General features: G+C 61.7%; 6 protein-coding genes and 1 pseudogene. 3 read left to right on the top strand and 4 right to left on the bottom strand.

The window, feature by feature from the left end; translation table 11 throughout:
• Positions 1 to 507 precede the first annotated feature (507 nt).
• Entirely contained in the window at positions 508 to 735 is a 228-nt protein-coding gene (locus ACFXN1_RS50375; protein WP_379446460.1) for a hypothetical protein, read from the top strand.
• 697 nt (positions 736 to 1,432) lie between these two features.
• Here the strand turns inward: ACFXN1_RS50375 and ACFXN1_RS50370 are convergent.
• Both ACFXN1_RS50370 and ACFXN1_RS50365 read right to left on the bottom strand, forming a co-directional pair.
• Positions 1,433 to 4,570 (bottom strand): amidohydrolase family protein, encoded by a 3,138-nt coding sequence (locus ACFXN1_RS50370; RefSeq protein WP_379446459.1) that lies wholly within the window; start codon positions 4,568 to 4,570, stop codon positions 1,433 to 1,435.
• A gap of 204 nt (positions 4,571 to 4,774) precedes the next feature.
• Positions 4,775 to 6,394 (bottom strand): AMP-binding protein, encoded by a 1,620-nt coding sequence (locus tag ACFXN1_RS50365; RefSeq protein ID WP_379446458.1) that lies wholly within the window; start codon positions 6,392 to 6,394, stop codon positions 4,775 to 4,777.
• Positions 6,395 to 6,820: 426 nt separating this feature from the next.
• On the opposite strand from ACFXN1_RS50365, the gene ACFXN1_RS50360 reads away from it, so the two are divergent.
• A complete protein-coding gene (locus ACFXN1_RS50360) occupies positions 6,821 to 8,071 on the top strand; it encodes an IS701 family transposase (protein ID WP_379446761.1) in 1,251 nt (416 codons plus the stop codon).
• Positions 8,072 to 8,402: 331 nt separating this feature from the next.
• On the opposite strand, the gene ACFXN1_RS50355 is transcribed toward ACFXN1_RS50360, so the two are convergent.
• Positions 8,403 to 9,665, bottom strand: coding sequence for an MFS transporter (locus tag ACFXN1_RS50355; RefSeq protein WP_379446716.1), 1,263 nt, complete (start codon positions 9,663 to 9,665; stop codon positions 8,403 to 8,405).
• 100 nt (positions 9,666 to 9,765) lie between these two features.
• On the opposite strand from ACFXN1_RS50355, the gene ACFXN1_RS50350 reads away from it, so the two are divergent.
• Positions 9,766 to 10,200 (top strand): LysR family transcriptional regulator, encoded by a 435-nt coding sequence (locus ACFXN1_RS50350; protein ID WP_379446714.1) that lies wholly within the window; start codon positions 9,766 to 9,768, stop codon positions 10,198 to 10,200.
• Positions 10,201 to 10,239: 39 nt separating this feature from the next.
• Here the strand turns inward: ACFXN1_RS50350 and ACFXN1_RS50345 are convergent.
• Positions 10,240 to 10,342: pseudogene (locus ACFXN1_RS50345) on the bottom strand (IS5/IS1182 family transposase); the annotation flags it as partial.

Here is a 10,342-nt window from a genome sequence, read left to right as displayed (position 1 = left end):
TCGCGATGGCAGGGGTGGCGACACTGGCCAACCTCGCCCACGCCTACTGATTCCCGGTCGGCGGACCGATCGCCGTCACCGACCCACACTTACGGGACATCCCTTAGGTGTACGAGGCCATAGCCAGCCGCGAGTTATGCTGCGGGCGGTTGCCTGTCGGCTGCTCCGTGCGGCCGGTGGTAGTTGTGGTGAACGTTCCAGACCGCGAGGGCTTGTGCGCGTTGTTGTCCGAGATCCAGGTGTGCACGGCGTTGTCGGGAGTGAGGTTCCGGCTTTTTGAATGTCACCGGTTGACGGGCTGGATGATGGCCGTAGTCTGCTGGAGGTGTCGAGCCGGCGCTGGCTCGTGAGGTTCCTGCCGCCCGTTTGGGCTGGCTCACCGGGGGTTTGCGCCCCGGCCAGACGCTGGTCGCGGGCCTGACTCAACAGAGGTGTGGGATAACCAGGCCGGAAGGCCGGAATGTCGCCCGCGGGTTCCTGGATCCGACGAGGAATAAGGGGACGTGGTTGACGGTGGTGATCGGGGTCGACCCGCACAAGTCCACCCATACGGCGGCAGCCCTGGATGCCGGGACCCACGAGGCGCTTGAGACGATCCGCATCGACGCCAACTTGCCGGAGTATCGGCGATTTCTGGTGTTGTGGGCGAAGCGATTTCCCGAGCGACGCTGGGCCGTGGAGAACGCATGGGGGGCTGGGTCGACATTTGGCTTGATGGCTGATCGCACACGGTGAGACGGTCGCTGACATGCCGTCGACTGCCACCGGGCGGGTCTGGGAATTATATCGAGGGAGAGGACCGCGCAAGAACGACAATATCGACGCGGCTGCGGCTGCCAGTGTGGCGGCGTTGCACGGCGATGCGATGCCCGTCGAGGCCGAGCGAGAGGGTGTTGCTGCCTGGTGGCGTGTCCACCGATCTGATCGCGGACCAGGCCGCCGATGCGTTACGGCGGGTCCGCCCGTCCTTGACACGCGCGCAAGGACGGGCGGGACCTCGTCGCCGAGGTGCGTGGACTCCCGGCTGAGGGCCAACCAGCAGCGCAGGCCGGACACCGTTCGCCGATTGCGGCAGTGTGCCCTTCTCGACGTGATCGGCGTCGGAGCGATGGTCGCGGCTGTCGGGCCGCACTGGCCGCATGTCACGGTTCCGCGCCCGCGGAAGTCTTCGCAGTTCACACCGGCACCGCGCCGATAGAAATCGCCAGCGCCGACGAGTCTCGTCACCGGCTGTCCCGCCACGGCGATGCGGATTCCGGAGGACCTGGGGGCGACCACAAAATCCTGCGCGGCCGGCTCAGCCCCGCCAACCAGCTCTTCGGACAAGTCACTTCCGGAACCGGCCATCGTCCAGGCTACGACCAATGCTGTTCCAGCGGCTTGACAAACACAGAGGAACCGCTCCTGCTCGGATTTGCCGACCTCGAGAGAATCAGTGGCTGCAGCAACTGGCGCCGGCAGCGTATGTGGCGCGGTGCCACCAGAACCCAATGTGCTGCGGTGTTTCCTGGAAACTGTGTGTCGGGGGAGCCGATGCCGGGTTTGATACAGGCGTATTTATCAGGTCATCGACTGTGTGCAGGACGCCACCCTGCATGACTTGCTGGACCCGAGCGGCGGCGTTGATGTCGGCCAGCGGGTCGCCATGAACGAAGACTAGGTCGGCTAGTTTTCCCGGGGTAATTGTGCCGAGGTGGTCACTCATCCCGATCACCCGGGCACCGCCCACAGTCGCGGCCCGGAGCACGTCGAATGGCTCGATCCCATTGCGGACCATCGCGTCCATGTTGAGGTGGTAGAAGATGCCGTACGGCACGACGGGGGAGTCGGTTCCGATGGCGATATGTGCGCCGCCCGCGATCATTTTGCGTAGGGCCGCCACCTCATTGGCGGTGTATTTGAGGTCAGCTGTGGGATTGTCGCGTATTGCCTGTTCGGCCTGAGTCCGGAAGGCCTTGTACATCTCCTTCGGAAGCAGGTTCTTCAGGCGCGGATCGTCCAGCGCCCAGGTTGCATTGTGGTAGAGCGCGGATGCGCTCGACAGCGTAGGGGTTATCGTCATTCCCGACCGTACAACTGGGGTGATGACGTCGGCGTAGGTGTTGCCGAGGTAGGTCTCCTTCTCAACTGGGGCACCGTAGCGACTGGTGCCGCGTATGTGTTCGACGGCGTCGGAGCCGAGCATTGCGGGACCGAACAGGTAGTGCGACGCACTCGGCACCCTGCGCGTATGTGCTCCCTCGATTGCCTCCTTTTGCAACGCATAGGGCAACCGCACATAGGCCTTGACCATGTCGTGGCCCAGCTCATCGACCCGCTCAAGCTCGCGTCGCAATTCATCGGAGTCGGTAGTGGGGCGGGCGATCCCGTAAAACACTCGGGTTCCCTCGAGGAGCTCACCCGCGGCGAATATGCGCGGCCCGACCCGGTTTCCGGACTCCTGTGCTTCTTTCGCTTCGACGGCCTCGTAGTGCGCGGTGCCGGGCGAGCGCACGGTGGTGATGCCGAAAGCCAGCCATAGCCGGGCAATCCGGTTACTGGGCGGGTAGACACCGAGGTGTTCGTGGGCACCGATCATGCCAGGCAGGACCGTCAGATCACTGGCGTCGATCACTTCCGCGTCCGGCATACCGACATTGGCGCCGACCGCCTCGATCCGATTGCCGCGGATCAGGACCTCGACGTTACGCCGCAGTTCTCTTGATTCCCCGTCCCATAGGGCTCCGGCCTTGATTACGCGTGTGTGTGCTGGGATCCGACGCTGCCATGTCAGCTGGGTGGGGATCGAACGCACGCTACCCGCCAGCCACGATGCCAGGCTAAGCCGCCCATTGGCTAGGTAGAGCAGGGTGGCGGAGTCGCCGCTCCAGGTCGGGCAGTCTGCGGTTTCGTCACTGACCTGGCGGCGCTGGTCAGTCGGTCGGCCGTCGGCATCGACCTCGGCTACCCAGAGTGTGCCGGACACCACGAAAGCCATGTGTCGCCCGTCTGGGGAGTACACCGGGCCTGCGTCGACCCGGTTGGACAGCGACTTGCCTGGGATCGGAGGGGTGTAATGCGCGGCGCCAGTCGCAATATCCACGGTTAGTATGTGGTTCGCGCCTTCTCGGAAGCGAGGTGTGGCTGGAACGAAACCCGCCAGGCTCAATTTGGTGCCATCGGCGCTGAAGCTCGGCCGCCCGGGCATGACGAGTGAGCCGATATGTGTACGCACCTCGCCGGTAGCGATCGTTACGGTGCACACCGACGAGCCTGTCATGAACGTTCCGGATAAGAAGGCGACCATGGTGCCATCCGGACTGAATACCGGCGCGCTCTCTGTTCCGGTGAGATGAGTGAGTTGCCGTTGATCACCGGTTGCGATGTCGTGCAGCCACAGGTCATTCTGTCCGGTGCGATCGCTGGCGTAGACCAGTGTCTTGCCGTCCGGTGACCAGGCCGGGTCTGTGTTGAAGTTGCCGTCCGCGATGATCTGCTGCGGCGGCCCGTCAGCCCGGAGCAGCCAGATATCACCCAGCGCGAGGCAGGCGATCTGCTTCCCATCGGGAGACAGGGCCGGGCGAACCAGGCCTTTGACCTCCTGGGGCTGGGATGCGTCGAAGCTGCGTCCGCTCGGCCTCTCAGTCACTGTCGGCACCGACACCTCGGCGGTGAACGCCACGTCCGAGACGGCCGCAGTGTGCAGGTTGCGGCGTCGGATCTGCCCGTCGGCGGTATACAGCATTTCCGCGGGGGAAATCCACCGCGCCGCGAACGGAAACACGTCTTCGTGGGGGGCAGAGATTGTCCGGTCCCCGACGATGAGCGAAGTTCCTGCCGGGGCGAGGTGCACATAGCTCAAGGTGCCGTCGGGCGAGTAGGACGGGCCAGCGAGCCAACCGTCGACGACCTCGACCAGGGTACGCCTGCTACCAGAATGGTCGACGGCCTCGATGGCCTGCGGTGAGTTGTCCTTGCCGCTGGTAAAGGCAATGGCAGAGCCGTCTGGCGACCAGACCGGTTGCATCTCCTGACGTGTGCCGGTGGTCCAGTTGCTGATTGTGCCGGTGGCAAGATCCAGCACACGAATCGCGTAACGTCCGCCGATCTCACCGGAGAAGGCGATCTTGGTCCCATCCGGGGAGAAACGCGGTTCGCGGGCGTCGACTGTGCCCTCAGTGAGCACCTTGCGGCCGGAGCCATCCATATTGAGCAGAACCAGCCGGAACTGCCCATCCCGGTATGACTGACACACCACCCGTTGCCCGTCCGGTGCGATGTCCGGTTTGCTGAACTCCTGCAGCACATCCTCGGTTTGGGTTACATTGCAAAGCCTTTTCGCGCGACCACCAGTTGTCGGTACCGACCAGAGCATGTTTGCCAGATCGAAGACGATTGCTTCACCGTCCTGCGACAAGGCAGCAGTGGCGTAAGTGAGCTCGTCGAGAGTGAAATTGTTGAGCTCAGACTTCTCCCTGTCGGGTCCCCCTGTAATGGCACAACCGGACAGGCTGCTCAGCAACCACACCGAACCGAACCCGGCTGCCGTTCGGCTGCCGTATCGGAAAAAATCTCGTCGAGAAAAACTCACTTCGGAACTCCTGTGATGAGGGGGTCTTTATGCACCGCCAGTGCTTCCATTTGAACATCGAACCGGTTTGGGAGGTAAAGCTCCACGGGCATCGAGCACAAGACTGCTCAGAGTGCTCGCGTCCCGTGGAGAAATTGCAAATCGCAGGAGACTCAGCGGATCAGTATACAAACACGGTAGCGGAGAGTTCGAAACCCTGGTGTGTCACAATTGTAGAATTTTCAGAGACATTTCGCGAAGTTCTACTTTGCGGATCTTCCCGCTCACGGTCATGGGAAATTCGTCGACGCAGTGGACGTAACGCGGGATCTTGTGTCGGGAGATATTTCCGGCGCAGAATTGCCGAAGGGTGTCCACGTCGATCGGATCCGCGCCTGCGCGCAGGCGGACCCACGCCATCAGTTCCTCGCCGTACTTCTCATCGGGCACGCCGACGATTTGTGCATCGAGGATGTCGGGGTGCGTGTAGAGAAATTCTTCGATCTCGCGCGGATAGATGTTCTCGCCGCCACGAATGATCATGTCTTTGATCCGGCCTGTGATCGAGACAAATCCCTCGTCGTCCATCACCGCAAGGTCTCCGCTGTGGAGCCAGCCGTCGGCATCAATTGTCTGGGCGGTCTTGTCAGGTTCGTCCCAATAGCCGAGCATAACTGAGTAGCCGCGGACGCACAGCTCCCCAGGCTCTCCCCGACGCGCAGTCTCGTAGGTCGCTGGGTCGGTGATTTTAACCTCCACATGGGGATGTGCTCGCCCGACAGTGGACACCCGTCGGCCGAGGGAGTCGTCGACCGACGTCTGTGTGGAAGCCGGTGATGTTTCCGTCATGCCGTAGCCGATCGAAATCTCTGGCACCCATTCGATGACTTGCTTCATGATCTCGACCGGGCATGGGGAGCCGGCCATCACGCCGGTACGCATCGATGATAGGTTATAGGACGCGAAGTCTGGGACGTTGAGGATCGCGATGAACATCGTGGGCACGCCGTAGAGGGAGGTGCACTGCTCGTCGACCACGGCGCGCATTGTGGCGTCCGGATCGAATGATGGCGCCGGTATGACGACGCATGCGCCGTGACTGGATGCGCCGAGGTTTCCCATAACCATTCCGAAGCAATGGAAGAACGGCACCGGCACGCAGATCCGATCCTGTTCGGTGTAGCCGAGGAGTTCGCCGACGAAGTAGCCGTTATTGAGGATGTTGCGGTGTGAGAGCGTTACACCCTTGGGGGATCCTGTAGTCCCTGATGTGTACTGAATGTTGATCGGGTCGGTGGGTCGTAGGACGGCCTGCCGCTCGGCGAGAGCCTGCTCCGGTAGCCGACTTCCGCGGTCGATGAGTCCATCCCATTCGGCGCTGCCGAAGTATACGACATGCTCGAGGCTGGGCGACTGCGGTGCGACGTCGGCGACCATAGCTGCGTAATCGGACGACTTGAACGAGGACAGAGTAAACAGCAACCGAACACCCGACTGGTTTAGTGCATACCTCAGCTCCCGCAAGCCATATGCGGGGTTCAGGTTGACCAGAACGGCCCCCAGTTTCGCTGCAGCGTGCTGCGCGATTATCCACTCCGCGCAGTTCGGCGCCCAGATCGCGAGTCGGTCGCCAGAGGCGATTCCACACTCGCTGAGCAGGGCCGAGGCCAGCGCATCGATGTCAGCGCGCAATCGGCTGTACGTCCACCGGCGCCCCGTGGGCACATCGACGATAGCCTCATGTTCAGGGAACCGCGCGACGGTTTGGTCGAAGTTTTCGCCGATCGTCATCTCGAGCAGCGGCCGCTCGGTCGGTCCGATGGTGTGGCTGATCCTGGTGCTCATGTGTCCTCCTCCACTCTGGGGGAGAAATGTGACTCAGGCATCGGGCTTGTGGTGAGCCCCAAAAGTGGGTACGAAAGCTGCACCCACTTTCGGGGGGTGTGGTCTTGCCGCAATCCGGCGGCATCACTAACCTCGGCGAACACATGAGCGGTTGGGAGGCAAGTATGACCGCACACTCCAGAACAGACAGCACGATCGTGAGGCGGATTCTGGCGCGGTCGTTGAATACCCTCCGCGAACACGCCGGGATGGACATGGTGCTAGTACTCCAGCCGGACTTCGTGATCGATGCTGGTGCTGTTCAGGGCGCTGGAAGTGGCGCGGCCACCGCGTGGTCATGTTGTGTTTGTGTGGGACACAACTGAATTGGCGGTGGCCGCGCCTGACAGCGTAGCCCTCCTGCGGTGGCGGCAACAGTTCGACGAGCTGACAGGCAGGATCGGGGCGAGGTTCGGGCGGGTGGAGACTCGCCGGACCGCGGCGAGGATGTTGACCGCGATGATGTCGGAGCTGCCGGCCAAGAACTGCTGGACATTGGCAGAGCATTGCGGTGATCGGTCGCCGGATGCGATGCAGCATCTGCTGTCGGCGGCGGTCGTCGATGAGGACGGGCTGCGAGATGACCTGCGTGCCTATGTGATCGAGCACTTGGGTGACGTCGATGCGACGCTTGTGGTGGACGAGACCGGCGACATCAAGAAGGGCATGCAGACCGTCGGGGTGCAACGCCAGTACACCGGCACGGCGGGCAGAATCGAAAACAGCCAGGTCGCGGTGTATCTCACCTATGCCACCCGCGCTGGGCACGCGTTCCTCGACCGCGCGCTCTATCTGCCGAAGTCGTGGACGGGCGACCCGGACCGCTGTGAGCGGGCCGGTGTGCCCGCCGACGTGGGTTTCGCCACCAAACCCGCTCTGGCGAAACGATTGATCGTTGATGCACTCGACGCCGGTGTGCCCGCCCCCTGGGTGACCGGCGATGAGGTCTACGGCGGCGACCCGAAGCTGCGCGCTGCACTCGAATCCCGTGGCACCGGTTATGTTTTCGCGGTCAGCTGTGATCATCGCGTCACGACCGCGACCGGTCGCGTCCGCGCCGACGTTCTCGCCGGTGCACTGCCCAAGCGGGCATGGCAGCCGCTGTCGGCCGGTGACGGCTCCAAAGGGCCTCGCGTCTATGACTGGGCCTGGATCGAGATCACCGCCGATGACGACAAGGCCGTGCCCGGGCATCGATGGCTGATGATCCGCCGCAATCAACGCAGCGGGGAACTGGCCTATTACCGCTGCTGGTCGCTGGTCCCGGTCACCTTGACCCGGCTGGTGAAAGTGGCCGGCCGCCGCTGGTCCACGGAGGAGAATTTCCAGACCGCCAAGACCCTGACCGGGCTCGATCAGCATCAAGTCCGAGGCTGGCGGTCCTGGCACCGCTGGACCCTGCTGGCCATGCTCGCCCACGCCTTCCTCACCGTCCTCGCCATCACCGACCACGCCACAGAATCATCGACCGAACTGATTGCCTTGACCCGCAACGAAATCCGTCATCTGTTGGCCACTCTGGCGCACATGCCCGTCCGCACCGTCGCCCACCGACTCGACTGGTCACTCTGGCGACGTCGACACCAATACCGCGCCCGCCACAGCCACTACCAGCGACGATCCCGACTCACACCATGATCACGAAGTCCGGCTGGAGTACTAGGACGGGCACCTTGCGGCGGACTCCGGCTTGCTGCATGCTCGGTTCGCCGAATCGCGGCGCATCATCCTCGGTGCGGCTCGCTTTGCGAGATCTCGGTCTGGGCTCATCGATCTAGATTGATGTGACAATCTCAGATTTTCATGCCGATCACGCCTCCACGTCACCACAAGGGGCGGCCACATTTATGTTAGTAAACGCTTCATTTTGATTTTTGCCTTGGGCCCGCGAATCATAAATGCTGTCGCGATTCTCCGATGCGCTACATATTCCACACCAATAAGAATATTTAGGCGCCCTGCAGTATATTTATGGTTCAGCGGAGTTGGCGCGGCTTGGGATCGGTTTGAGCGATATCGGCAACAGCGCTATTACAGGGACCGTTCCTGCGAGCACAAGCCCCGCACGAGGGCCGAGATGTTGAACGATAAGTCCGAGGAGGGGCCCCCCGAGTGCGGCGCTACCCGTCACAAATATGAGGTAAATTCCTAATGCCCTACCGCGGAGTGTTCGTCCAGCAGCAACCTGGACAGTGGAATTTGTCGCGGTGAACAACTGGGTGCTCGTGATGCCAACCGCAGTCAACGCGCAAGCGAGGCTCCACAACGATGGCATGAGAGCTGCGAGGAGATACGTGCAGGTCAAAAACCAGCCCGATCTACTCAACGCTCCTTGCGTGACTCCGACCCGGCCCACAGAGATCAGGCCGCCGATTACGGATCCGATTGCAAGGGCGGACGTCAGCATCGCGTAGCCTGCAGCGCCGGCGCCAGCGGTACGTGCATAGATCGCGAGGATCACCGGCAAATTGAATGTGAACATTCCAAACGCACTACCCAATAACGTGGGACGCCAAACTTCGGCTCGTTTTAGAAGTACTAGCAGGCCGCCTGGCGCAGAGTTCGTTGCGTGTTTCGCTAGCGTCCGGTGTGCCATAGCCTTGATACGTGCGAGTGCGGCGAGTGGACCGGTATAGGCGACCGCGTTCACGACAAATGCCCACCCAGGTCCGACTGTAGTAAGCAGTAGTCCCGCGATCGCTGGGCCGGCGAAATTGCCCAAATAGAACACTGAAAAGTTAAGACTGACAGCGCTTCTTACTTGATCTTCATCGACCAGATCGGCGACGAATGCCTGCCGCACCGGTTGCTCGATCGCCGAGATCGTTCCTAGCGCAGCGGCCAACAGTTGAACATGCCAAGCGGTGACATGGTGCGAGAGCGTCAGCACCGCAAGCATAGAGCCTACGGCGCCTGCTCCAGTTTGGACAAATTGCAGCACTCGCCGCCTGGGCAGATGGTCGGCGATCCACCCACCTGCCAGGCCGAAGGCAATCATAGGAGCCCACTGCAGCGCCGTGGTAACGCCCACTGCGGTGGCACTTCCAGTCAAATTGAGTACTAGCCAATCCTGGGCAATGCGCTGTACCCACATTCCGGTAGTCACTACGAATTGGCCCGCCATGAATAATTGAAGGTTTCTGTTCTCCAGTGCAGCGAATCTTGTGCGGAGGGACATCTTTTCTTGCCGGTGAGTCGGTGTTACCTGGGAACGGTCAGCAGCCCTGGTCACGTGAGGGCCTCTCTGTGGTTGTTAGGTGCCTCCTGTATCGTCCATGGTTCAGTCAATTTCTGGAAGAGAATTGATCAAATAAAACTTATTGCAGTTCATAATGAATATGGCAGATAATGTGGTGATGATCCCGTTCCTTACTCCTAAACAGGTGCGGACGTTCCTGGCCGTCGCGCGGCCCCTTAGCTTCGCAGGCTGCCCGCTGCACTCGGTGTGGGGCAGCCCCCACGCCAGCCAACTCATACACAAACTTGAGCGCGCAACCGGTAAGCCTTTGCTCGTCAGGGATACCCGCACGGTGCGGTTGACCGTTGACGGAAAGACGGTGTTCGCTTGGGCGATCTTGAACGCCAATACTGAAGCAGCCGACCACTTCAGCGGAGCAGGGGTTCGGGGGCGGTTGCGATTCGATGGGACAGAAGATCTCACACTGACCCGTGTATCTCGGAACCCCACGGGCTTCCGGCATTTGAACCCTTATATAACATTGGATCTGACCGCTTCACAGGGCGCCTACCTAAGGGATGTCCCGTAAGTGTGGGTCGGTGACGGCGATCGGTCCGCCGACTGGGAATCAGTAGCCGTGGGCGAGGTTGGCCAGTGTCGCCACCCCTGCCATCGCGACACCCACCCCGTCGCCGCGTAAGCGGCAGTCGCGCAGGATCTTCCAGGTCTTC

This window comes from Nocardia sp. NPDC059154, assembly GCF_042755705.1.
Classification (GTDB): domain Bacteria; phylum Actinomycetota; class Actinomycetes; order Mycobacteriales; family Mycobacteriaceae; genus Nocardia.
Note: the sequence above shows the minus strand (reverse complement) of the source record. Positions and strands in the feature narration are given on the sequence as shown.